General features: G+C 35.1%; 24 protein-coding genes. 12 read left to right on the top strand and 12 right to left on the bottom strand.

The genetic code is table 11. From position 1 onward, the window contains the following. The first annotated feature begins 89 nt into the window (after positions 1-89). The 6 genes from B2C77_RS07870 to B2C77_RS07845 all read left to right on the top strand — a co-directional run bounded on the left by B2C77_RS07870 (position 90) and on the right by B2C77_RS07845 (position 6,739). A complete protein-coding gene (locus B2C77_RS07870; RefSeq protein WP_077703122.1) occupies positions 90-1,826 on the top strand; it encodes an ABC transporter ATP-binding protein in 1,737 nt (578 codons plus the stop codon). Continuing rightward, a complete protein-coding gene (locus B2C77_RS07865) occupies positions 1,816-3,633 on the top strand; it encodes an ABC transporter ATP-binding protein (protein WP_077703121.1) in 1,818 nt (605 codons plus the stop codon). Before B2C77_RS07870 ends, B2C77_RS07865 begins: the two co-directional genes overlap by 11 nt. A gap of 129 nt (positions 3,634-3,762) precedes the next feature. Then, positions 3,763-4,488, top strand: coding sequence for an alpha/beta hydrolase (locus tag B2C77_RS07860; protein WP_077703120.1), 726 nt, complete (start codon positions 3,763-3,765; stop codon positions 4,486-4,488). Positions 4,489-4,621: 133 nt separating this feature from the next. Then, positions 4,622-5,140, top strand: coding sequence for a YjcG family protein (locus B2C77_RS07855; protein WP_077703119.1), 519 nt, complete (start codon positions 4,622-4,624; stop codon positions 5,138-5,140). Next, on the top strand, positions 5,137-5,562 hold the full coding sequence (locus B2C77_RS07850) for a GNAT family N-acetyltransferase (protein WP_077703118.1): 426 nt from the start codon (positions 5,137-5,139) through the stop codon (positions 5,560-5,562). Before B2C77_RS07855 ends, B2C77_RS07850 begins: the two co-directional genes overlap by 4 nt. Before the next feature lie 466 nt (positions 5,563-6,028). Beyond that, positions 6,029-6,739, top strand: a complete 711-nt coding sequence (locus tag B2C77_RS07845) for a DUF421 domain-containing protein (protein WP_237342717.1) — start codon at positions 6,029-6,031, stop codon at positions 6,737-6,739. Positions 6,740-6,784: 45 nt separating this feature from the next. Here the strand turns inward: B2C77_RS07845 and B2C77_RS07840 are convergent, their stop codons facing one another. The 3 genes from B2C77_RS07840 to B2C77_RS07830 all read right to left on the bottom strand — a co-directional run bounded on the left by B2C77_RS07840 (position 6,785) and on the right by B2C77_RS07830 (position 7,681). Further along, a complete protein-coding gene (locus tag B2C77_RS07840; protein ID WP_077703116.1) occupies positions 6,785-7,045 on the bottom strand; it encodes a hypothetical protein in 261 nt (86 codons plus the stop codon). A gap of 84 nt (positions 7,046-7,129) precedes the next feature. Next, positions 7,130-7,333, bottom strand: coding sequence for a hypothetical protein (locus B2C77_RS07835; protein WP_077703115.1), 204 nt, complete (start codon positions 7,331-7,333; stop codon positions 7,130-7,132). A gap of 111 nt (positions 7,334-7,444) precedes the next feature. Continuing rightward, on the bottom strand, positions 7,445-7,681 hold the full coding sequence (locus tag B2C77_RS07830; protein WP_077703114.1) for a hypothetical protein: 237 nt from the start codon (positions 7,679-7,681) through the stop codon (positions 7,445-7,447). Positions 7,682-8,154: 473 nt separating this feature from the next. Between B2C77_RS07830 and B2C77_RS07825 the strand changes: the two genes are divergently transcribed. Next, the gene (locus B2C77_RS07825; RefSeq protein ID WP_077703113.1) at positions 8,155-8,613 is read left to right on the top strand and encodes a CotY/CotZ family spore coat protein; all 459 of its coding nucleotides are present in this window, start codon (positions 8,155-8,157) and stop codon (positions 8,611-8,613) included. 103 nt (positions 8,614-8,716) lie between these two features. Here the strand turns inward: B2C77_RS07825 and B2C77_RS07820 are convergent, their stop codons facing one another. Both B2C77_RS07820 and mgtE read right to left on the bottom strand, forming a co-directional pair. Next, positions 8,717-9,178 (bottom strand): CotO family spore coat protein, encoded by a 462-nt coding sequence (locus B2C77_RS07820; protein ID WP_077703112.1) that lies wholly within the window; start codon positions 9,176-9,178, stop codon positions 8,717-8,719. A gap of 517 nt (positions 9,179-9,695) precedes the next feature. Continuing rightward, positions 9,696-11,081 carry a magnesium transporter gene (gene mgtE / locus B2C77_RS07815; RefSeq protein ID WP_077703111.1) on the bottom strand — a complete coding sequence of 462 codons (1,386 nt, stop codon included), beginning with the start codon at positions 11,079-11,081 and terminating at the stop codon, positions 9,696-9,698. Positions 11,082-11,251: 170 nt separating this feature from the next. On the opposite strand from mgtE, the gene prpE reads away from it, so the two are divergent. Further along, complete coding sequence (prpE, locus tag B2C77_RS07810) at positions 11,252-11,998, top strand: bis(5'-nucleosyl)-tetraphosphatase PrpE (protein WP_077703110.1); 747 nt, start codon at positions 11,252-11,254, stop codon at positions 11,996-11,998. On the opposite strand, the gene B2C77_RS07805 is transcribed toward prpE, so the two are convergent. From B2C77_RS07805 to yjbM, 3 genes are all read right to left on the bottom strand, one after another. Next, on the bottom strand, positions 11,964-12,857 hold the full coding sequence (locus tag B2C77_RS07805) for an RluA family pseudouridine synthase (protein ID WP_077703109.1): 894 nt from the start codon (positions 12,855-12,857) through the stop codon (positions 11,964-11,966). The genes prpE and B2C77_RS07805 overlap by 35 nt on opposite strands. A gap of 16 nt (positions 12,858-12,873) precedes the next feature. After that, entirely contained in the window at positions 12,874-13,680 is an 807-nt protein-coding gene (locus tag B2C77_RS07800; RefSeq protein ID WP_077703108.1) for an NAD kinase, read from the bottom strand. A gap of 203 nt (positions 13,681-13,883) precedes the next feature. Then, positions 13,884-14,492: a GTP diphosphokinase gene (yjbM, locus tag B2C77_RS07795; protein ID WP_077703107.1), complete on the bottom strand. Its 609-nt coding sequence runs from the start codon at positions 14,490-14,492 to the stop codon at positions 13,884-13,886. A gap of 168 nt (positions 14,493-14,660) precedes the next feature. On the opposite strand from yjbM, the gene B2C77_RS07790 reads away from it, so the two are divergent. The 4 genes from B2C77_RS07790 to B2C77_RS07775 all read left to right on the top strand — a co-directional run bounded on the left by B2C77_RS07790 (position 14,661) and on the right by B2C77_RS07775 (position 17,544). Beyond that, a complete protein-coding gene (locus B2C77_RS07790) occupies positions 14,661-15,227 on the top strand; it encodes a CYTH domain-containing protein (RefSeq protein WP_077703106.1) in 567 nt (188 codons plus the stop codon). 119 nt (positions 15,228-15,346) lie between these two features. Then, entirely contained in the window at positions 15,347-15,730 is a 384-nt protein-coding gene (locus B2C77_RS07785) for a globin domain-containing protein (RefSeq protein WP_073010782.1), read from the top strand. 17 nt (positions 15,731-15,747) lie between these two features. After that, positions 15,748-16,638 carry a ClpXP adapter SpxH family protein gene (locus B2C77_RS07780; RefSeq protein WP_077703105.1) on the top strand — a complete coding sequence of 297 codons (891 nt, stop codon included), beginning with the start codon at positions 15,748-15,750 and terminating at the stop codon, positions 16,636-16,638. 720 nt (positions 16,639-17,358) lie between these two features. Further along, on the top strand, positions 17,359-17,544 hold the full coding sequence (locus B2C77_RS07775; protein WP_077703104.1) for a hypothetical protein: 186 nt from the start codon (positions 17,359-17,361) through the stop codon (positions 17,542-17,544). Positions 17,545-17,708: 164 nt separating this feature from the next. Here the strand turns inward: B2C77_RS07775 and pepF are convergent, their stop codons facing one another. The 4 genes from pepF to spxA form a co-directional block, all read right to left on the bottom strand. Next, positions 17,709-19,517, bottom strand: a complete 1,809-nt coding sequence (pepF, locus tag B2C77_RS07770) for an oligoendopeptidase F (RefSeq protein WP_077703103.1) — start codon at positions 19,515-19,517, stop codon at positions 17,709-17,711. Between the two features lie 158 nt (positions 19,518-19,675). After that, positions 19,676-20,866: a competence protein CoiA gene (locus B2C77_RS07765; RefSeq protein WP_077703102.1), complete on the bottom strand. Its 1,191-nt coding sequence runs from the start codon at positions 20,864-20,866 to the stop codon at positions 19,676-19,678. Positions 20,867-21,424: 558 nt separating this feature from the next. Then, positions 21,425-22,108, bottom strand: coding sequence for an adaptor protein MecA (gene mecA / locus B2C77_RS07760; protein ID WP_077703101.1), 684 nt, complete (start codon positions 22,106-22,108; stop codon positions 21,425-21,427). A gap of 523 nt (positions 22,109-22,631) precedes the next feature. Further along, positions 22,632-23,027, bottom strand: coding sequence for a transcriptional regulator SpxA (spxA, locus tag B2C77_RS07755; protein WP_073010767.1), 396 nt, complete (start codon positions 23,025-23,027; stop codon positions 22,632-22,634). Positions 23,028-23,300: the final 273 nt, after the last annotated feature.

The following is a 23,300-nucleotide window of genomic DNA, read 5'->3' as shown; positions in this document are numbered from 1 at the left end:
AATCTCTTTGTGGTTAGGATATTGGATAAATCCATAAAATCCATTTATAATAGATAGAAATTGTGTAGCATCATGGGGAGGAGTCATCCTTGAAGACTGTTTTATCATTTTTGAAACCATATAAGCTACCGGCGGCCGTTGCATTTGCACTTATGCTTGTTGAACTGGCTGTGGAGCTTGCGCTTCCCTTTTTATTAGGGAAAATGATTAACGAAGGAGTGGTGAATCAAGATTTATCAACCATCTTGAAATGGGGAAGCATTATGATTACGCTTGCTTTCATCGCATTCATAGCTGGTCTGATTAACTCATTTTACGCTTCACATGTAAGCTGGGGATTTGCTTACGATCTACGTGAAGAGCTATTTGCTAAAATACAAGCCTTTTCATTTTCACATTTGAATCAATATCCAACATCCGCTTTAATGACTCGATTCTCCAATGATATTCGACAAATGCAAAATACCATCTATATGATCCTTCGAATTATGTCAAAAGCACCACTAATCGTTATTGGTGGTGTTGTAATGGCCTTTATCGTAAACGCTAAGCTTGCTATTATTTTTCTCATTACCGTTCCACTATTAGTTGGTTTTGTTCTTTGGGTGCTTAAAATTGCTAGCAAGTTATTTCAAAACGTACAAAAAAGCGTCGATACATTAAATCAGGTGATGCAAGAAAATTTGATTGGTATGCGCTTAATCAAAGCTTTTTCTCGTAGAAAACACGAAGAAGCACGATTTAAAAAAGCCAACCAATCGTTAGCCGAGAGAACGAGGGCGACCTTTCGTTTCGTTGAAGCTTCGATGCCCGTTTTGTTATTTGTTATGAATATGAGCCTATTATTTATTATTTGGTTAGGCAATGCACAAGTAGTAGCCGGGACAACGAATGTTGGCGATGTTGTTGCAATGATTAATTATGCATTAAGGGTTTCCATGTCTATTTCTATGTTTACGTTTATTATTATGGCGTTTTCACGAATGCAAGCTTCTACCAAACGTGTGAACGACATTTTGCATATCCATACAGAGGAAGCGCAAAAAGTAGAATGGAATGACACTACCGCCAATCATGTTCAACGTGGGGCAATATCTTTCCAACACGTATATTTTTCCTATCCTACTCATAAAGAATCGGTCTTGCACGATATCACCTTTAACGTGAATAGTGGCGAAAGAATTGCTGTAATGGGCGCTACTGGTGCAGGGAAGACATCTTTATTTCAATTAATCCCTCGACTGTATAAGGCTAATCATGGGATCATTACTATTGATGATCAAGACGTTACGTCGTATCCTTTGAACCAGCTTCGCGATAGTATAGGCTACGTACCTCAATCTCCTTTGCTATTTACTGGTATGATAAAGGAAAATATCGCTTGGGGAAAAGCTAGGGCTACCATGGGAGAAATTATACAAGCAGCAAAAGATGCACAAATTCATGAAACAATTATGCAGTTAAATGAGCGTTATGAAACTAAAGTCGGGCAAAAAGGAGTTAATCTTTCCGGAGGACAAAAACAACGAATTTCTATCGCCAGAGCACTTATTCGAAAACCAAAAATCCTAATGTTGGATGATAGTACAAGCGCACTGGATTTAGCTACAGAATCTCGATTGTTAGAAGCTATTGAAACCTATCATTGCACTACATTAATTATTACACAGAAGATAAGTACAGCAATGCGTGCCGACCGTATTCTTCTTTTGGATAGAGGAGAAATACTAGCACTTGGCACACATCAATCCCTTCTTAAATCTTCTAAGCTATATCAGCGTATTGTAGAATCTCAATTTGGAAAGGAAGTTTCCCATGCTAAGTAAACAATTGAAACAGCCTTTTCAATATAAAAAAATACCCATATCATCAAATTCAAGCCATAATCAAAAACGTGCTCAAGATACGAAAGGAACCATCAAGCGTATTTGGACTTATTTAGCTAATGAAAAGGGAAAGTTAACACTCGTCATTTTAATGGTTGTCGCTAGTTCTGCACTCGGTCTTTTAGGACCGTTTATGATTGGTATGGCAATTGATGATTTCATTGTTACTAAAGAAACAACCGGATTAGTTACGTTATTGATTTGGCTTGTAGTCATCTATCTCTTTCATGCTTTAGCCATTTTCCTGCAAAATTTTTGGATGATTGGCATTGCCCAAAACACCGTTTTCGCGCTAAGAAAACACTTGTTTTATCAATTTCATCGGTTGCCAATTGCTTATTTTGATAAGCGACAACACGGGGAATTAATGAGTCGGATTACAAACGATATTGACAATGTGAATAACACGTTGAATCAATCCGTTATCCAAATATTTTCGAGCGTTCTAACTCTAACAGGAACGATAGGTGTTATGCTCTATCTTAGCCCGATACTAACAGCTATTACTATGGTAATAGTACCAATTATGTTTCTTGCCATTCGCTGGATAACAAAGCGAACAGGCCCTTTATATAAATTACAGCAGAAAAATTTAGGCGAAGTGAATGGCTATGTTGAAGAAATTTTATCTGGTCAGCATATTGTCAAAGCTTTTTCTCAAGAAAAGCGTGTTATAAAAGAATTTGAAACACGTAATAAGCAATTAAATCATGCAGGGTTTTGGGCTCTGACCATTTCTGGGTTTATCCCCAAAGTAATGAACATGCTCAATTTTTTAAGCTTTGGACTCATCGCATTAGCAGGAGGTATTTTAGCTATAAATAATGTTGTAACAGTAGGAGTTATTGTAATATTCACAGAATATGCTAGACAATTTACACGACCGTTAAATGAATTGTCCAATCAATTTAATATATTATTATCTGCTGTAGCAGGTGCCGAACGTGTATTTCGTGTATTGGATAAAGAACAGGAAGAAGCAGATGAAAAGACGGCTCAAAAGCTTACCACTACAAATGGACATTTCGTTTTTAATAAAGTTTCTTTTGGATATGAAAATAGCTATATTTTAAAGAATATTAGCTTTGAAGCAAAACCAGGTGAAACAATTGCTTTTGTCGGGCATACAGGTGCAGGAAAAACAACCATAATTAATTTAATCTCTAGATTTTATAATTACGATGCAGGGGAAATATATTTGGATGGTATACCATTAAAAACCATTCAACGTTCGAGTTTAAGACAGCATATGGCATTTGTTTTACAAGATGCCTTTTTATTCAGAGCAACTATTCGTGAAAACATTAGATATGGACGTCTAGATGCGACGGATGATGAAGTCATTCAAGCTGCAAAAGATGCTAATGCGCATGCATTTATTCAACTCCTACCGAATGCATATGACACAATGCTTGACCAAGAAGGAAGCGGCATTAGTCAAGGACAAAAGCAATTACTGACGATTGCACGCGCACTATTAGCGAAACCGAAAATCTTGATTCTTGATGAGGCGACAAGTAATATTGACACTATAACAGAGCTTAAGATCCAAGATGCTTTAAAACGGTTAATGAATGGGAGAACGAGTTTCGTCATTGCTCATCGACTGAACACAATTAAAGAAGCCGATAAGATTATTATGCTAGAAAATGGGGAAATCAAAGAACAAGGTAGCCATGAGGAGCTGTTTGCCATGCAAGGACAGTATTATCATTTAAATAAAGGGCAGGTAAGGGAAGAGCTTTAATTCATACCCATGCCTTTTATCCCTACAAACTTTACACATGTGAAATCAGGACCTTGCATTTGTCAGGTTTTTTAAATCCAATGTGAAAGTATAAGGCACATTTATATTCGAGTAAAAGGAGTGAAAAACTTGGGAAGAAAAGGTTCTATGATTGAGAAACAAATCAATAGCAAGTACTTACAAGAAAATATGACATTAACAATTTATCAACCGGAAGATTTCTCTCCATTATACAAATATCAACTTTGCATTATGCAAGATGGCAATGATTATTATCAGCTTGGAAGAGTAGCTACTTTAAGTGATAAGCTACATGATAATCAAGAAATTACCAATACGATATTTGTTGGCATTCAATACAAAGATAAGTTTGACCGCCGTGAAAAGTATCATCCGGACGGTAAACAAAATGAAGCCTATATAAAATTTCTAGGACATGAGGTTGTACCTTTTTTAGATCATTTATTTCCTACTTATTACATGGGGCAATCTAGAGCCTTATTAGGCGACTCTTTAGCAGGAACGCTTGCCCTTATGACTGCCATTCGTTATCCAAATACGTTTGGAAAAGTCATCATGCAATCTCCTTTTGTAAACGAAACCGTTTTAAATGCAGTAAAAACAGCCAAAAACTTGGATCGGGTTGCCATTTACCATACAATCGGAAAAGCTGAAACAGATGTACAGATGACCAATGGCGAAAGGATGGACTTCCTAACACCTAATCGAAAGCTTCATGACATTTTACAAAGTACCGCCTCCAGTTATGATTATTACGAATTAGAGGCTGGAGAACATACATGGAAGTATTGGCAACAGGATATGAAGCGCACCCTTACTTCCATGTTTCCATAATATTTTTCAGATAGTACAAAATACTCTCTTATTTAATTAGTATATTTGATATAATAAAGGTTAAGGTAAAATCATTGCACAGGGTTGAATGAATTAGGCATAAATCATTGATTCTACTAGGAGGTTTTATGAGATGAAATATGGTATTGTTATTTTTCCAACAAAGGAAATTCAAGATGAAGCAAACTCTTATCGAAAAAGGTATGATCCACACTACGCTTTAATTCCTCCGCACATTACGTTGAAGGAATCTTTTGAAGCAGATGATCAACTGATTAATGAATTAATTATTGAATTAAAACATATTGCTAATGAAATAGATCCTTTTACCATTTATATGAACAAAGTTAGTACTTTCGCTCCGATAACGAACACCATCTATTTTAAAGTCGAACCAAGGCAAGAGCTCGTTGACTTATACGAGAGAATGCATGCAGGTAAATTTCCTGATAATCACGAGTATGCTTTTGTACCACATATAACGATTGCTCAAAAGCTTCCAGATGATGAATACTCCGATGTATATAGCAGTTTAAGCATGAAGAAAACCCAACTAGAAGACCAAATTGATCGTTTCCAATTAATGTATCAGCTAGAAAATGGGTCTTGGACCGTTTACGAAACATTTGTGTTTGGAAAGGAGTACGTATGATTATAAAAGAAGTCACAACACATAAAGAACAGGATGACGCCTATCATATCCGTACAGTCGTCTTTATTCAGGAACAAAATGTATCACCTGAAGAAGAAATGGATAAATATGATGACGAGGCAATCCACTTCATAGCTTACGATGGCGAAATTCCTATTGCTACTAGCCGTCTCCGTTTTGTAGAGTCTTACGGGAAACTTGAAAGAATTTGTGTATTAAAAGAATATCGTGGAAAATCTATTGGAAAACAATTAATTCACCATATGGAACAGGCCATTCTTGAAAATGACTATCAAAAAGCAAAGTTAAATGGGCAAACCCATGCTGAGAAATTTTACCAGCAATTAGGGTATGAGACTGTATCTGATGAGTTTCTAGATGCTGGTATACCTCATGTTACAATGGTAAAACAGTTATCTTGAACATTCATCTAAAATTTGGCTTATTCACACAAGTTGTAGTTTTGCTATGCTGCAATCCCAAAAGTTTCCTATTTTTACATTTCCTTTTTCAACAGAAGCAGGCACTTTTATCCTGCTTCTGTTTTATTTCGGTCTAGGAAATTACAAAATTTTGCAGCTGTTGATAAACTTACTAAATTATTTAGCCACGTCCGGCTCCAGCGCCCAGCAACTAGGCGACTTCACGAATCGCCCTACGATAAGTCATCATTGATTCGTCAACACCGGCTCACCATGATCCATAAAACTTTAGTTGCTTCATCCACTCGCTACGTTGCTAACCGGGCGCTTGCGCCTTTGTTCTTACTATAGGAAAGTATAAAGTTATAAGGTTTATAGTATAAGCCATGTTTTTCTAATATTTATGTGAATGAATTCCCTCCATCAGGTAAACCTAAAACTGATTTGCTTCAAGGAGGTCATTCATTTGAATCACTATTGGCTAATGCTCATAGATACCATTTTCGGATTTTTCGCCTTGTTCTTGCTCACAAAATTATTAGGGAAAACACAAATTACTCAATTAACGCCGTTTGACTTCATATCTGCTTTAATTCTCGGAGAATTAGTAGGAAATGCTTTATTCGACAAAGAAGCAGGTGTCATTGAAATAGCCTTTGTGATTATTCTTTGGGGAAGTTTGCTATATATAACAGAGATAACTACACAAAAATTCAAACGTACGCGCAGCTTGTTAGAAGGAGCACCCGATTTTATTATTTATCGTGGCAAGTTAATTAGAGATGTAATGAAAAAAAATAATTTGGATATTAATCAATTACAAAGCCTCTTACGGGCTAAAGATGTTTTTTCAATACGAGAAGTAGAATTTGCTTTTATGGAAACAAACGGAACCGTATCTGTTATTCTAAAGCCTGCCTATCAAACACCGAATAAGCAAGAGCTTCAAGTTTCAACTGAGAAAACGTATTTAGCCACTACGCTAATCAATGATGGAGAAATTATCTATGACAATTTAAAAGAGAAAAATTTGACGGAGGAATGGTTAATGGACCAATTAGAAGAACAACAATATAAACATATAAGCGATGTTTTTTATGCCGAATATAAAAAAGGCGAAGGGTTATTTATTCTTCCTTATGTGAATAGAGAGCATAAAAAATATGATGAGAAGTAATTAGGATTACTTCTCATCATATTCAATAGTAAGTCAAAAAACTTATCATACCTCTACGCTGAACCGATCTCCTTTTTTATACATTCCACGAAACTTCGATGATACCAAAGCTTCTTGGTTTGTTAACACATACCGATCATATCCAGCTACATGGAGTCGTTCATATTGTTTGGATAATTGTTGATGCCTGCGATCAAGTACGCTTTTAAATGGTCGTTGAACTGGCATTGTATCCTGTTTCTTTACGCTTATTCTTTGGTGATATTGCTGATATTGGTATTGCTTTATTGGCAATATATATCCCATGTACCACCACTCCTTTATAGATATGGAAAGCTTTTTTTATCTTTCTACTATTATATACCCTATTTCAAAATAATCCATGCATTTTTACTCTTCTAATTTAGCTCCAATTTCTAATAAAGCATTTTCGATTTGAGCCATTTGCTTTAAAAAAGCTTCATTCCAATTACCTATCTCCATTTCCCATTGTTCCGCTTTTTTATCTGGATATTGAAGCCAATTTTCATTTTTCTGCAAATGCTTATCAATAATATCCATATTGTATAACCATTTAGGTTCAATAAAACGCATACTTTTTACCTCCGACGATGCCAATTGTATTGTTTTTTCTTCTGGCAATATTGTCGTAATAGGTGCATCTTACACTAGTAACCAAAATTATCTAATTAAGGATTTATTTAATCAAAGCCAAGAAAATGGCGATCTACGCTCATCTTCTCTATGTTCATCATCTTCTCTGTCATAAGAATCTTCTTTTTCGTGATCCTCTTTTTCATTTTCATCGAAAGGACGTCTTCTTGAAGCAAAAGGATCTCTTCTGTGCGGTGGACGGGGTGGTCGCTGAGGTTCAATAAAAACGTTATCTGCTTTAATGACGAGATCCTTCACATGAATTACTTGCTTTTTTCTTTCCGACATTTTGTTCACTCCTCTTCAATATAATCGTTATTAGTCTATGTTTCATTTTGAAAATCAGTATAGACATTCGCCCGCTTTTTAGAAAAACTTGGCTTGTCGCCAAGTCTTATGGAGAAAGCCTTTGTTTTTTATATCATAAACCAAAAATATTATACTTTTCTATAGTGATAAAAAACGATTCATTAGAAACCCACTCCTCCAAAGATTCCGTTTTGCTTTGCAGGATAAACCATTGAACATTATATAGCAATTTGTAACTATGGATTTTAATGCTGTTATCTCTCCCTTTGGCTTGTTCAATTCATTATTTGTCATTCTTAAAGTAGGAGTCTTTCAACACCTTATACCTGAGATAAACAAAGCGTTTAATTTCTCTACGCATAATTGGTGGTAATGCCCACACAATCTATACATCCGTACATATCCTAGTAAGGACAAATGAGTCAATCAAAAGTCGAAAGGAGAAATCATTCATGGGCTGTGGAAAAGATTTTGATACAGGAAATTGTGTATGCGATATTTTAAAAGAAATCGCTGATGCACAAAATGACGTTATAGAAAATTGCTGTGATTCCAGCTGTGAACAATCAATCAACGATCTTCTGGGGGAGACAGATCAAGGCAACGGACTTGATACAGTTCCAGTGATTTTGTACTGCAAAGGAACTTGTAAGCCATTTAAAGGTTTTGGAGCTCATCCAAGTAATATCGGTGATATTGTTGCAAGTTTCTATTTTAGAGTGAAGAAAGTAACCAATGATTGCTGTGCAGTAATTGAATTATTAAGAGATCCTCGTGATGATAAAGAAAATCCTGACAACCCAGTAGAACAAGACACAAAACCTTTACGTGCTACAGGCATTTGTATTACAGTAGACCTAAACTGCTTCTGCCATGTAACATGTCTTCCAGCAATTAATGCTTTAAACTAATTTCCAAATGAACACTGAGACGATAAAGGTCTCAGTGTTCAACTTACATCCATTGTATGTAATACATGGCAAGTGGGACTATGAAGTAGCCCCACCTGTATTTTTAAAACCCCAAAAGCTTAATATGCTTAATATCATCCAAACTTACTTTTGTACTGGCGGAACGATTACCGACTCGAATGTATACATCGTTCCCTTCAGCTCCAGTAATGACACCACGATATGTTCGTTGATCCGTTTTAATTTCACATTTTAGCTTTGGAGCGTAGCTAGGGGAATTAATAAAATAATCTACTTTTTCTTCGATCGACATGTCTTTAAATTTTTGCTTTTCCTCCGTTTGATTTTGCTTCAATTTTTCTTCGTGCCCATATTCTTCTTTACTATTATAATTTTTGTTAAAAGATGGATGCCTCATCCCCTTTTTTTCCTCCCCGCCATTTGTTGATGTTTCATTTTGCTCCTTTTTCGGAGTTACATACATATGCTGCATTGGGACATGCATTTGCCCTTCATTCGGTTGATGGATGAAAAGTAATGGTTTTTTTGCATACTTCTTCCCCATTCTTACTTCCCCCTTCCTTTCTCTTCATTATATGAAAATGCCCAGAAAAATGTGTTGTTCATTTTCTGCATCTGAGATAAGGTTTATGATTTAGAAATATTTGGCTATTGCAAAATTTCTGTAGAAAAAAAGCGTTGTTTTACTTATACGATAAAGCCTAAAATCTTATACTATAAACCAAAAAAGGCTTATATTTCCCTCTAGCGGAACAAAGACCCGGGTCTCCCGCTTTTAGTCGTCCTTCCTTTTAGGATGAACCGATGATGACTTATCAAAGGAGATTTCGTGAAGTCGCCTCGTGCTGGGCAATCAAGCTGGACGTGACTATTCGGTTATTCCCTTATTCACAAGCACCTCATTTTATAATTTATTAGACAGAAAAAAAGCTTGCAGAAAAACAATGAGTTTTCTCTACAAGCTGGTAATTACGTCTTATGACAAGAGTTTTTGCTTACATGATAACTCCTAAATATTATGCTATATTATTAGCCTCATAGTACAAAAAGCATTTTATGTTCTAGATTAAATACTTCATAAATAGTGTTGCCATACTAAAATAAATGAGAATAGAAATGATATCATTAATTGTTGTAATAAATGGACCTGAAGCAACAGCAGGATCAATTTTTAATCGATCCATAAAAATAGGTACTAATGCACCTGTAATTGTAGCTACAAATAAAGTTGCAGCTATGGAAATCCCTACAAGCACTCCTAAATAAATCTCATGTTTCCATACATAAATTACTAGGGTAATAAGCAGGCCACAAATAACCCCATTGATAATGCCTGTACTTGCTTCCCGTAAGACTAGTTTCATTTTCCCTTGCTTGCCATAATCTCCACTTGCCAAACCTCGAACTGCAACAGCTAATGCTTGTGTACCAGTATTACCTGCCATTCCAGCAATTAAAGGTATAAAAATAGCCAAGACTGCTACTTGATTTAATGTTTCTTCAAATCGACCAATGAGGCTTGCAGTAAACATTCCTAAAAACAATAAAATGACTAGCCAAGGTAAACGTTTTTTCACGGAAATTAATGCTGTATCATTAGGTTTATCGATATCTGATACCCCTGCAAGCTTCGAATAATCATCGCTTGCTTCTTCTTCCATAACATCCATAATGTCATCAACAGTAATAATTCCTAATAAATGATCTTGAAAATCAACAACCGGTAATGCCAAGAAATCATAGTCTCGCATCATTTGAGCAATTTCTTCTTGGTCTTTTCCAGCTGATACGGCGACGACTTTTTCCATCATGATACTTTCTATTTTTGTATCTTCTGGTGCTACAATTAAATCTCTTAAAGATAACACACCGACTAAACGCTTATCTTCATCTAATACATATAAATAATAAATTGTTTCTGCATCAGGCGCTTGCTCCTTTAATTGTTGCATCGTCTGCTTGGCAGTGTTTGTTTTATAAGTAGCGATAAATTCTGTTGTCATAATACTTCCGGCAGTTTTTTCTTCATAATGTAATAAGTGCTTTATCTCATCTGCTGCGGATGTATCCATAATTGTTAAAAAGCTAGCAATATGATCTTTATCCATTTCGTTCAAAATATCGACAGCGTTATCTGCGGACATTTCCGCTAGCACCATAGACGCAAAGCGAGGATCCATTTCACTAATTAAATCGCGAGTCTGTTCCTCTTCATCGATACTCTCCATAATATCTGCAATCTCTTCTGGAGATAAATAAGTATAGATTTGTAAACGAATTGATTTTTTCTGTTCAATGAAAAACATAGCTTGGTCATAGGAATGCATATCAAGGAATTCGTTGCGAAACCCTTCCATATTTTCTCGTTTTAATTGCTGTTGTAATTTTTTCCAATGCTGTTCATACTGCTTTTCATAATCTTTGTCATAACGATGGTTGGTTTCCATACAATCACTTCCTTCTACCCTATTCCATTACGCTTTTTAAAGCAGGTAAACCCTTTTACTTGGATGAGTGGCAAGGGTTGTCTATAATATAGAGCAACTAATACCATCCATGTTGTTTAATCACGCACATATCATATCCAAAAACAGACAACAAATCAAGGAGTGTTTCTATGAAAATAGACGTAATTGGTGATGTTCACGGTTGCTTCGAAGAATTAGAGCAATTATTTTCCAAATTAGGCTACAAAAAAGAACAAATTATTTATATTCACCCACAACAGCGTGTGCCAGTATTTGTAGGTGATATAACCGACCGGGGGCCACATTCCCTAAACGTAATTACACTTGTATACCATATGGTTATTACCCATAAAAAAGCACGATACGTTCCCGGAAACCACTGTAATAAATTATATCGTTATTTTTTAGGTAATAAAGTACAGTTACGACATGGTTTGGAAACAACCGTTGCCGAGTATAAGCGTTGCTCTAAAGAAGAGCAAGCTATTATTCGCCAGCGATTCATGACGTTATATGAGCAAGCACCATTATATTTGCAAATTCCAGAATGTAATGCAATTATTGCGCATGCAGGTATCAAAGAAAGCTACGTTGGAAGAGCCGATAAAAAAGTAACATCATTTGTTTTATATGGAGATACAACTGGTGAATTTCATGCTGATGGAAGACCAGTACGTCGTGATTGGGCGGCATATTATCAAGGAGATAAATGGATAATTTATGGCCATACACCCGTGTTGCAGCCAAGATTCTTAAATAAAACAGTCAACATTGACACTGGCTGTGTATTCGGAAATCAATTGACTGCGTTTTCTCTCCCTGAGGAAAAGATAACGGCTGTTTCTTCCAAACAGCCATTTGTCAAAGAGAAGTTTGCAACTTACGAAGCGCATTAACCATATCCAATGGCAAATTTACTGAAAAACGCAATGTTTGTTTTGTAATAGGATGCGGAAATGTTAACGCATAGCAGTGCAAAGCTTGACGCTGTATGACGCTAACATCACCTCCGTATAATGAATCGCCATAAAGCGGGTGTCCTATACTAGAAAAATGAACACGAATTTGATGCGTTCTGCCTGTTTCTAACTGAACAGTAACAAAAGAGCAGCCTGTTAAATTACGTTCTACACGATAATGGGTAACGGCTCGTTTTCCATTTTCTCGTATTTCCCGTTCAATAATGGAATCTTCTTTTCTCCCGATTGGCGCATCGATTGTACCCGAAGTCTTGCTTAAAGCCCCATCTACAATCGCTTGGTATTTTCGCTTTAATTCACCCGCTTGCTGAGATGTGGATAAAACGGAGTGGCTGTATCGATGCTTAGCAACTAGCATTAGTCCAGAAGTATCCTTATCTAGCCTTGTCACGATATGAACCGTAGAAGCACTATTTTGCTGCTCATAATGGGCTAGTAACCCATTAGCTATCGTACCTTTAGGATAATGATAAGATGGAAGAACTGCTACGCCTGCCTGTTTATCGAGTACAATAATATCTTTGTCTTCATAGATAATCGAAAGGGGGACTTCTCCTGGAACCATAAAATTCCCCTTTTTTTCTATCGGCAATTTAATTTCCACTTCGTCTCCTTCTTTTAATACATAACGAACGGATTGCTCAACATCATTTACTAAAATGAGACCGCCCTCAAATTTAATTGCTTTTAAAATTCGTCTAGATACCCCTTGAACTTGGCGAATGTAATCACGAAGAAGCATTCCTTCATGCTGTTTCTCAATAATCCATTTCATGATATTCACTTTCCTGTTATCTGTTATTTTCATCTGCAATAAATGATTCACGTACTCTTTTCCAAAAAGGAAATTGGCGAAAACGAGCAAAGCGAATACGTTCTTCAGCAACACGACATTGAATTGATTTCACATTAGCATAGTTTGTAGTAAAATGATCAATCGCTATAAGAAAACTTCGATCAACAACTGGCTTCAATAAACATGTGTGGTGCTTTGGTAAGATGAGTGGTGATCCGATGGTCCGAAAAACTCGATTATTAATTGAAGCCATCTCGGTTAATTGAATGGCATCAATAGAAGGGTGAATAATGCCACCGCCTAGTGCTTTATTATATGCCGTACTACCCGACGGTGTGGAGATACATAAACCATCACCACGAAATGTTTCAAAATGTTCACCTTTAATTTCAACATCAAACACAACAGAACCATCAGCTGTTTTAATTGTAGCTTCGTTTAAAGCTAAAAAACGATCTTCAATTCCTCCTGATTTTCCTCGAATAATCACTTCTAATAACGGATATTCAACAATTTGAAATGGCGTTTTCGCAATCTCTATGATTAGCTTCTCTACTTCATCCGGAACCCAGTCAGCATAAAACCCCAGATGACCAGTATGTATTCCAATAAACGCTGTTTCATTTAACCGCTGTAAATAAGTGTGAAAAGCTTCTAAAAATGTACCATCCCCACCAACAGATATGACTAAATCAGGCTCATTTTGATTATATTCTAATTGAAAATCCGTTAAATATTGCTTTATTGTTGACTTTATTTGTTCAGAACGCTCATCGCCTTTAGATACGATAGCAAATTTCATGATTGCCTCCTCCTTTCATTTCTCTATGTTAGAAAATTATTGTGCTAGATACGGAAGCTATGAGTTTTTATAACTCGAAAGCGTTTTGTATGAAAAAGTTATCTATAAAAGAATTTTGTTAGGTTAAAACATTTTCAGTTTAGAAGATGAAAAGATGAATGCAGTTCTACTAAGGGGTTGTTCAAAACGTTACCTTAACTAGACTATTTTCGATGAAACATCTTTTGAGCTTCTTGAACTTCATGTTTGATTTTTGACATTTCTTCGTCTAGCTTAAAAGCAGCTTCTGCAGCGTTTTGTAATCGTACTTTTATATTTGCTGGTATACTACCTCTATATTTATAGTTTAGAGAATGCTCATTTGTCGCCCAAAAGTTCATTGCTAACGTTCGAATTTGAATTTCTGCTAACAGTTTTTTCATCCCAGACACGGTTTCTACTGGGTATTCAATAATGAGGTGATAGGAGCGGTAGCCACTTTCTTTTTTCTGAGAAACGTAATCTTTTTCTTCAACGATTGTTAAATCATTTCTTGCACGGATCATTTCTACTACGGTGTATATGTCATCCACAAATTGACAAACAACTCTTACTCCAGCAATATCTTGAATTTCACTTTCTATATGCTCTAATGGGATTTTTCGGTTTTCGGCTTTTTCTATAATGCTTGGGACTGGCTTCACACGACCAGTTATAAATTCTATTGGTGAATGTTCAGACTCGTATTCAAATTGCTTACGTATTCCTTTTAATTTAACTTTTAATTCTTCTACAACTTGGGCATATGGCGCAAGTATAGATTGCCATTTCACATTAAACACCACCTGATAAGTTAAAATCAAGTTATATAGTTTACAATACGTTACGTCAAGACTCTACTATTGTACCATAAAATAGAAGACAATAATCTTTGCAAATTCATTTCAGATTAGCGATAATCAATGATAGCAGAACTTGGTTATTACAAGAGGGGGACAGGCATGACACAAGAAATAGAAATTGAATTTAAAAATTTATTAACTTCCGATGAGTATCATACATTGTTAACCGAACTTCCATTCCCTAACGAAGCTGTGACTCAAACCAATTATTATTTTGAAACAAAGGATCGCACTTTGCAAGGATTAGGAAGTGCATTACGTATCAGGCAAAAAGACAACCAATATCAACTAACGTTAAAACAACCGCATCCTAATGGTTTATTAGAGACACATGATAAGCTAACAAGGAAAGAAGCGGAAGCGTGTATGCAGGGAAAAATGGTTGCAAAAGATGAAACTGCAAAACAGTTAAATGAACTAGGTGTAGACATTGGTTCCCTCATGTGCCTTGGTAGTTTAACTACTGAACGAAGAGAATTTCAATTTCAAGATGTTCTTCTTGTTTTAGACTTCAGTAAGTATAACGGAATATCAGACTACGAACTGGAATTAGAAGCAACATCTTATGAATCAGGGCATATTTTTTTCAACCATGTATTAAATAAGTTTTCAATCCCAAAACGCCATACACCAAATAAAATTGAGCGGTTTTTTAAAAGTAACTAAATACAATCAACTTCTCTATTATTATTGTTTTTACTATTTTTAGAGCTTGGATAATCAGATTATTTGCCCAACAAGCCTTCCGTTGCTACAATATATAGAAACTGGTAAGGGGAGTACACATGAGGAACCAGACAAATTCTATCTTTGAAGCAATTGGCGGATTACCTGTTGTAGAAAAGCTTGTCGAAGCTTTCTATACAAGAGTGAGCAAGCATCCCGATTTAATTCCTATATTTCCAGAAGATTTAACAGAAACGATTCATAAACAGAAATTGTTCCTCACGCAATTTTTTGGCGGACCGCCTTTGTACGCAGAAGAAAGAGGCCATCCAATGTTACGCAGAAGACATTTACCTTTTGCAATTACACCAACACGAAAGGATGCTTGGCTTACATGTATGGCAAATGCGCTTATCGAAGCAGAAATCGAAGAACCATATCGTACAGCTATATTTGAAAAACTAACCTTAACTGCAAACCACATGATGAACACGCCAGATTAGGAGAAAGGAGAATCGGTGTGAGTTGGGAATATTCTGGAGCAGATTCCTTGTATCAAAACACATCGGAAAAATATAGCTATTTTGATTTTGTTCAGAAACCTATAGAAATCTACGTCTTTATCGACCCATTATGTCCTGAATGTTGGGCGCTTGAACCTTTTTTAAAGAAACTTTCTACAGAATATGGACGTTTTTTCACTATTCGTCCAATCATTAGTGGTTATTTAAATTTATTAAACCAAGAATCTTTTGAACGTCCACGTAACATAAAGGAATTGTGGGAAAAAACAGCAAAACGGACTGGCATGTGCTGTGATGGAGATCTATGGGAAGAGAATCCTGTCTCCAGTCCATGGATTGCTTCTTTAGCTATTAAAGCGGCAGAATTACAAGGAAAAAAAGCTGGAAAAATGTTTTTACGTAAAATTCGTGAAAATGCATTCTTATATAAACAAGATATTTCGAAAGAGTCTGCTCTTTTAACCTGTGCAGAGGAAGCTAATTTAGATGTGAATGAGTTTATATCTGATCTTTATTCCAAGTCAGCAAAAAAAGCACTTCAATCAGACGTAAAGCTAACACAAGAAATGCAAGTTGAATATATTCCAACGATTGTTTTTTTTAATCAATTTACAGAAGAACAAGGAATTAAAATTTCTGGACTTTATCCATATGATATTTATTTACGTGTTCTAAGAGAAATATTGCAAAAACAAGCAATTCCTTCTGAAAAACCGATGTTGGAAGATTTCCTTTCTTACTACAAAACCGTAAGCACCACAGAAATTGCAGTCGTTTATGACTGGTCACAGGCTAAAACAGAGCGAGAAATGAAAAAATTGCAATTAAGACAAAAGGTCAAATGTATACCAGTGAAACATGGGAATTTTTGGGTCTACCAAGAATAGTACTTTTTCCGCATTGCATGTCACACTTATTGCATGACTATTTAGCAAAAATTGGCTATCACAAAATCTTTATGACGAAAACTGTAGTTTCTCTTATACTATAAACCAAAAAAATCTTATACTTTTCTATAGTGCAAAAAAGCCTTATTATAGGGCTTTTATTTTTTTACTCTGAGAACAGTCGTCCTTCCCCCTATAGTATAAACCAAATACTTTCCCTATCATGTAAAAAATTTTATAGATAAACTTCGCTTACCACCAATCTTGCACCTAATTTTATAAATTTTTATACAAAGAAAGAAGGATATGCGGGGCAGCGCATATCCTTCTTTTCTCTTTGTAATAACAAAGGGGGATGGGAGAAAGTTTCATGATCAAACAAAGGGGTTTTGTTTGTATCTAACTTACATTCTAAATATACCAAGTAATACGCTTAGATGCAATAGTTATGTGCATTGATTCACAAAAATGTCAATAATAAAAGCGTTTTCTTAAATCGTTTCCCGTGCAAGCCCTACAAAGACAAGTGCGTTGCAAATATCTTCCTCACATTTTTTAGAAAAACTTGGCTTTTTGCGAGATCTTATGGCGAAATCCTTTGTTGTTCTTATACTATGAACCAAAAAAATCTTTATACTTTCCTATAGTGTAAAATAAAAGTTTAACAAAATAGGAATAATGCAAACAAATAGTTAATATTTTGTAGAGAGAGGTGATTATATGAAAACATTCGTTCAACCTATTCTTTTTTTAATTTTAACTGCTGTTGCTTTTATTTTAAATATTTTAGGGCTCATGCAAGTTATGCCTCTTTATATAACATTACCATTATTGTTTATTTCCATTTATCTAACCATTTATTCCTTCGTTTATAAACGAACGTATCGCGGACGAGGTATACGCTAGAATGCCCTATGTTTTAATAAACAAAAAAGCAGGATGTTTTTAGCATCTTGCTTTTTTGTTACACTATAAAAAAACATATAGTTTTTAGGCTTTATCGTATAAGCAAAATGAGGCTTTCGCCATAAGAATTGGCGACAAGCCGTGATCTTAATGAGATAAACAGATTACTTAAGCAGACCTTCTAATTGCTCCAGTTTTTCAGCAAACACATCTAATGCATCCAAAATCGTTTGTTTACTATTCATATCTACGCCAGCTTTTTGCAATACTTCAATCGGGTACTCGCTACTACCTGCTTTTAGAAAATCCGTATAACGTTCCACAGCTCCATCGCCTTCTGTTAAAATTTGCTGCGCTAAGGCCGTTGCTGCTGAATATCCTGTTGCATACTGATATACATAATAATTGTAATAGAAGTGAGGGATTCGCGCCCATTCCAGACCAATTTCTTCATCAGAAATAACATCATCACCATAATATTTTTTATTCAAATCATAATACAATTCAGTAAGCTTTTCTGCAGTTAGAGCTTCTCCTTGCTGTTGCTTTACATGGATCATATGTTCAAACTCAGCAAACATCGTTTGACGAAATACAGTTCCTCTAAATCCTTCTAGAAAATGATTTAATACGTATAGCTTTTGTTTTTCATCTGTTAGATTTTTTAATAAGTAATCATTTAACAATGCTTCATTGCATGTAGAAGCAACTTCTGCAACAAAAATAGAGTAGTTTCCATAACGATAAGGTTGGTTATTTCGCGTATAGTAGCTATGAACAGAATGCCCTAGTTCATGAGCTAAAGTAAACATATCATTTACATTATCCTGCCAATTCAGCAAAATGTAAGGATTCGTTCCATAAGCACCTGAAGAATAAGCCCCACTGCGTTTTCCTTTATTTTCTTCTACATCAATCCATCGATTATCGTACGCTTCTTTCACGATATTTAAATACCCCTCTCCTAATGGAGCAAGGCCTTCAAGCACATATTGCTGCGCTTTTTCATAGGTTATTTCCATATCAACATCACGAACAAGCGGTGTATAAATATCGTACATATGCAATTCATCTAATTCCAATACTTTTTTACGCAATTGAATATATCGATGCAGTAACGGAAGACGTTCATTAACTGCTTCAACTAAATTATCATACACTTTCTCCGGAATATGATTATTATCAAGTGCGGCTTGTCTAGCAGATTCGTAATTTCTTACTTTTGCAACAAAGTTATCTTTTTTGATATTTCCACTCAATGTCGACGCAAATGTGTTTTTAAATGCACCGTAAGTTTCATACATCGCTTGAAAAGCTGCCTTCCGTACAGAACGATCTTGTGATTCCATAAAGCGAATATATCTACCATGTGTAACATCTACTTCTTCTCCGTTTTCATCCTTAATTGATGGAAACGTTAAATCTGCATTGTTTAACATACCAAACGTCTGAGAAGCAGTTCCTAACGGCTCTGAAGCTTCAGCTAAAATGGCCTCTTCGCGCTTATTTAAAATATGCGGTCGCTGACGAGTGATTTCATCCAATGTTTTTTGATAAACTTGCAAACCTTCTTCTTCTTGCAAAAACTGCTTTAATGTAGCTTCGTTAATTTCTAAAATCTCTGGTACAATATAGCTCATTTTACTAGATGCAACCGTGATAACGTTTTCTGCTTGTGCATTTATCCGCTGATAAAATGAATTTGTCGTATCCTGATCATAACGCATATGTGCATATGTAAAGAGCTTGCCTAACCGTTCCGATAATTGATCCTGAAGCTTTAACACATCATAAAGGTTTTTCGCTGAGGAACCTAATGTGCCTTGGTAATTTTCAATTTCTGGAATAGCTTTCTGCAAATCTGTTAATTCCTGTTCCCATGCTTCATCCGTTTCAAAAATGTCCTCTAACCTCCATGTTAATTCAACAGGGAGTTCTTTTCTTTTAGGTAGTTCTTTATTAGCTTTTGCCATTTCCTTAACCTCCTCATTGTTCCTTAATAGGATACATTAAATTGTTCCCACTATAAAGATTTTCGCTTTTCAATAGCTTTTTCCTGTTCCATATTTCTTTTTCAGAACGATTATACGATTTTTTCTATAGGAAAAAAATATCTGTTATTTAGTATACATTATTTTGGAAAAAACATGCTTATTTTTTGCTGTTTCAATCTGTGGAGAAGATGTCTATCAGCAATAATTGCTTCATCTATTGTTTTAGGAAAATAAACATCCGTTTGTTTCCTAAAAGTGATTGCAGACTGTTGGCTAAACATTTGCAGTTGCTTGAGGAGTAGCATATATTCATATAATGGATTGAATGTATTACAGGTTAAAGGAAATTCACTTGTTGTATTCACCTTAGAGATTCTTTTATAAGAAGCGATGTTTATCGTCTCACCAATTTGGAGTAAAGCCAATTTTTCTAATACAAAGCGACTTTGCCACTCCCATAGCGGCCTGTTCATGAAAAGCTGGGATTGAATTGGAAGATAAATAATAGAAGGAAGGTTATGAAGATATACGTTTTTGCTGTAGAGCCATTTGTGCCATTGAAGCTGTTGAATAGAAAGTTTATGACGTTGTTTTGTACGAAAGATTAATTTTTCTTGCTCCCATAGCGTATACAATTTTTCGCTAGTAAATAATTTATGATCAAACAAATTTAAAAATGAAATTTGATTTAATTTGGAATTTATTAAGGTGGTAACAGCTAATTGTTTGGAAGTCATATATATATCGTGGGCAATAATGAATTGATTTGCTACTGGACAAAAGAAGAAAATTCGTGGTGAAAGCTGAGCGGAAAACTGGTGGATAAAAGACTGAACGAAAGTATTTATTCGTAATTTATGGGCGCTTTTTCGTTTTAACTGGTTTGCCCCTAATATCCATAATGGGTAAATGCCAACCGAACGATAACCTTCTGTTCGAGCTTTTAGAAGTTCCCTAGAAATAGTTGCACATTGATACTCGATTGCTATCCGCTTTTTTCCAATATGGAGAAGTAAATCTGGACGTTGTTTAATTTCTTTAATATACGATTCTAATTCAACTGCTAGATTCTGTTTAGTCAACCAGTTAAAAAGCAACATTTTTCCCCGTTCATGATACACACCCTCTCCCTCTTCTGCTGCGTGACAATCTGGATTAGGATAGTGCGCAAAATGAGGAATTACCTTTTTACCAGAACGTATAAAAACGGCGCCTTTGCATATAGGGCAAAAAAAAGATTGCTCGTTTTTTTTCATATTAACTATTTCTCGGTAAGTATTTGTAAATAATGTTATTTTGTTACCATACTTGTCCATAGCTTGTAGCATGAAAAACCTCCTTGTCTAGTTGGTATGTTATTGTTGCTTATTTATTTATTTGCTTGAAAATGTATAGGTGCGTTGAAAGCGTCTGTTACACATATGAAATCTTTGTCCATACGTGGAATTGAATCTCCTCCCTTGTTAGAAAAACTTGGCTTGTCGGCAAGTCTTATGGCAAAAGCCTTTGTTCTTCTTATACTTAAACTAAAAAATTTTATACTTTCCTATAGTGCAAGAAACACAGACTTATGCTTTCCCCACAAAGAGGCAGTTGAAAGAAAGACCAGTCCTTTAGGGGCGACGGGATTTTCAACTGCTTATTAATATTGGATAGCTTATTTATTGGACACTTATCCCAAGTCGATGGTTAAAAGTGATATATAAGATGTTATCATAATCACGCGTCAAGATAACATGTAACTCGTAAACAAAATAATTCTGATAGCATTGTTATAATCGAAAGCACTAATGGAATAAGTCCTCGTTTAATGAAAGAATGTACAAAAGGAAAGTGAAGGGCGGAGGATATGAATAAGTAAAACGCAGGCACCCTATACAGAGTGCCTATATGTTTGCAGGGAAATAAGCTCTAATATTCGAGAATGTGTTTTGTTCAAAAATAATTTTTCCATATTCAGACAGCACATGATTCGTAATATCTGTATCATTACCAAATTCAAAAACTTTACTAATCATGTTCTCTTGTTCTTCTTCTTCAATTTCATCTTCCAAAAATTCCATATATAAATAATAGGTATCGTTATAATGGTATAAGGTTTCTACAGTCCCTAAATTGTCATTTATAAAATAGTGACTTAACTGGATAACATCTTCAAAATCTTTGAAGCTAGCAATAATCCAAAGGTTCTCATCATTGTATTGCTCGTTATCTTCTTCATCTTCTTTGCTAAATTTGTCCTCAAGCATATTTTCGATTTTCTTGTCCACCGGAAAATCTACCGCATTTCCATCATCTGTTTGTAATTCAATATTATCACCATTTTTGGAAATATGAGCCTTCGTAACAATGATTTCAAGTCCCTTTTCCAAAGCTTGAACTTGAATCCATAATGGACCATCAACATTAAAATCTTCTTTAAAATTCACTTCATCCATCATTTGCCAAAACAGTTGTTCGCTTCGTTCTCTGTTGTACCAAATCTCCTCGCGTTCAAAACCACGATCTTCAATATCCATATATGAAATGTAAAACTTAACTGTATTCTCATTTATTCTTTCTATTTCCATTTTTTTCTCCCCCTTCTTTTTTTGGTAGGTGGAAGATACAGTCTCACCACTTGTAACTTACTTGCACAATACCCTTCTTTGTTCATTCTTAACCTTGTTTTCAGCATTAAGAATCTCGCCTTTATTTGTTCACCGAATTCTAAATAAGGTACATTCACTTAATCATATTGTATGATATGAAGAAGGGATTTGGAAACATATATGCCTATTTAATTAGTAACATATTTTAACCTATAATTAAAGATTTGTCACGCTATTTTTTTTGACGATATTAGGAAATAAAAATCGTTATCAAATACATTAGTTAAATTGAATTTTATTAGTGGGATTTTCTTCATCCCCACTAAACTGTTGTAACCCAAGACAGATTACAATGCTTGATACGGGTTTCTTACAGCCCTTCATATCCAGGTCCAACGTAAAAAACACAGCACCACTCGTCTGGTCTGTGTTTTTTATATTTGCTCAAAGTTATTATCCATATAACTCTGTGTTCTGTCATTATTATCTTGTTACTTCAAGATTAGTTAACCATTTTTTGCGCTTCACGTAATTGAAAGGTACGAACAGTTCTTGGAAGAAAACGACGGATTTCGTCTTCATTATAACCAACTTGTAGACGTTTTTCGTCTAAAATAATTGGCCTTCTTAAAAGCCCAGGGTTCTTTTGAATCAAATTAAAGAGATCCTTCATTGGTAGTTGATCAATATTTACTTCTAATTTTTGAAATACTTTTGACCGAGTTGAAATAATTTCATCCGTACCATTTTCAGTCATACGCAAGATTTCCTTTATTTCATCCAATGTTAACGGTTCAGAAAATATATTACGCTCCGTAAATGGGATATTGTGTTCTTCCAACCATGCTTTAGCTTTCCTACACGATGTACAACTTGGTGAGGTATAAAGTGTAACCATCAAAAACTTCACTCCTCATTCTAAATAGTTTATTCCTTTATAAACTTTGAATGTTTTATCAAATAAAAATAAGTTTAAATTACCTTATATGTAGATTATACTACAAATGTCAAGCGAAAGGTAGAGGATTTTTGAGAAATTATTAGATTTTGTACTTTTTTATTACTTTTATTTTACCGCTTAATTGTAAGTTACCCATAATTGTTTTTATTTAAACCTGTTATTTGATAAAATCCACTTTTTTCACTAAGAAATTAAAAATTGTTTTATAGT

Origin of the sequence: Virgibacillus dokdonensis (genome assembly GCF_900166595.1) — a bacterium.
Taxonomy (GTDB): Bacteria; Bacillota; Bacilli; order Bacillales; family Amphibacillaceae; genus Virgibacillus; species Virgibacillus dokdonensis.
The sequence above is the reverse complement of the archived record's forward strand: the minus strand, read 5'-3'. Positions and strand labels throughout refer to the sequence as shown.

Excerpts from the sequence above, each read along its gene's own strand:
- B2C77_RS07865 (WP_077703121.1), top strand. The coding sequence starts at position 1,816 with ATGCTAAGTAAACAATTGAAACAGCCTTTTCAATATAAAAAAATACCC.
- B2C77_RS07855 (WP_077703119.1), top strand. The coding sequence starts at position 4,622 with ATGAAATATGGTATTGTTATTTTTCCAACAAAGGAAATTCAAGATGAA.
- B2C77_RS07850 (WP_077703118.1), top strand. The coding sequence starts at position 5,137 with ATGATTATAAAAGAAGTCACAACACATAAAGAACAGGATGACGCCTAT.
- B2C77_RS07840 (WP_077703116.1), bottom strand. The coding sequence starts at position 7,045 with ATGGGATATATATTGCCAATAAAGCAATACCAATATCAGCAATATCAC.
- B2C77_RS07835 (WP_077703115.1), bottom strand. The coding sequence starts at position 7,333 with ATGCGTTTTATTGAACCTAAATGGTTATACAATATGGATATTATTGAT.
- B2C77_RS07830 (WP_077703114.1), bottom strand. The coding sequence starts at position 7,681 with ATGTCGGAAAGAAAAAAGCAAGTAATTCATGTGAAGGATCTCGTCATT.
- B2C77_RS07825 (WP_077703113.1), top strand. The coding sequence starts at position 8,155 with ATGGGCTGTGGAAAAGATTTTGATACAGGAAATTGTGTATGCGATATT.
- B2C77_RS07820 (WP_077703112.1), bottom strand. The coding sequence starts at position 9,178 with ATGGGGAAGAAGTATGCAAAAAAACCATTACTTTTCATCCATCAACCG.
- mgtE (WP_077703111.1), bottom strand. The coding sequence starts at position 11,081 with ATGGAAACCAACCATCGTTATGACAAAGATTATGAAAAGCAGTATGAA.
- prpE (WP_077703110.1), top strand. The coding sequence starts at position 11,252 with ATGAAAATAGACGTAATTGGTGATGTTCACGGTTGCTTCGAAGAATTA.
- B2C77_RS07805 (WP_077703109.1), bottom strand. The coding sequence starts at position 12,857 with ATGAAATGGATTATTGAGAAACAGCATGAAGGAATGCTTCTTCGTGAT.
- B2C77_RS07800 (WP_077703108.1), bottom strand. The coding sequence starts at position 13,680 with ATGAAATTTGCTATCGTATCTAAAGGCGATGAGCGTTCTGAACAAATA.
- B2C77_RS07790 (WP_077703106.1), top strand. The coding sequence starts at position 14,661 with ATGACACAAGAAATAGAAATTGAATTTAAAAATTTATTAACTTCCGAT.
- B2C77_RS07785 (WP_073010782.1), top strand. The coding sequence starts at position 15,347 with ATGAGGAACCAGACAAATTCTATCTTTGAAGCAATTGGCGGATTACCT.
- B2C77_RS07775 (WP_077703104.1), top strand. The coding sequence starts at position 17,359 with ATGAAAACATTCGTTCAACCTATTCTTTTTTTAATTTTAACTGCTGTT.
- pepF (WP_077703103.1), bottom strand. The coding sequence starts at position 19,517 with ATGGCAAAAGCTAATAAAGAACTACCTAAAAGAAAAGAACTCCCTGTT.
- B2C77_RS07765 (WP_077703102.1), bottom strand. The coding sequence starts at position 20,866 with ATGCTACAAGCTATGGACAAGTATGGTAACAAAATAACATTATTTACA.
- mecA (WP_077703101.1), bottom strand. The coding sequence starts at position 22,108 with ATGGAAATAGAAAGAATAAATGAGAATACAGTTAAGTTTTACATTTCA.
- spxA (WP_073010767.1), bottom strand. The coding sequence starts at position 23,027 with ATGGTTACACTTTATACCTCACCAAGTTGTACATCGTGTAGGAAAGCT.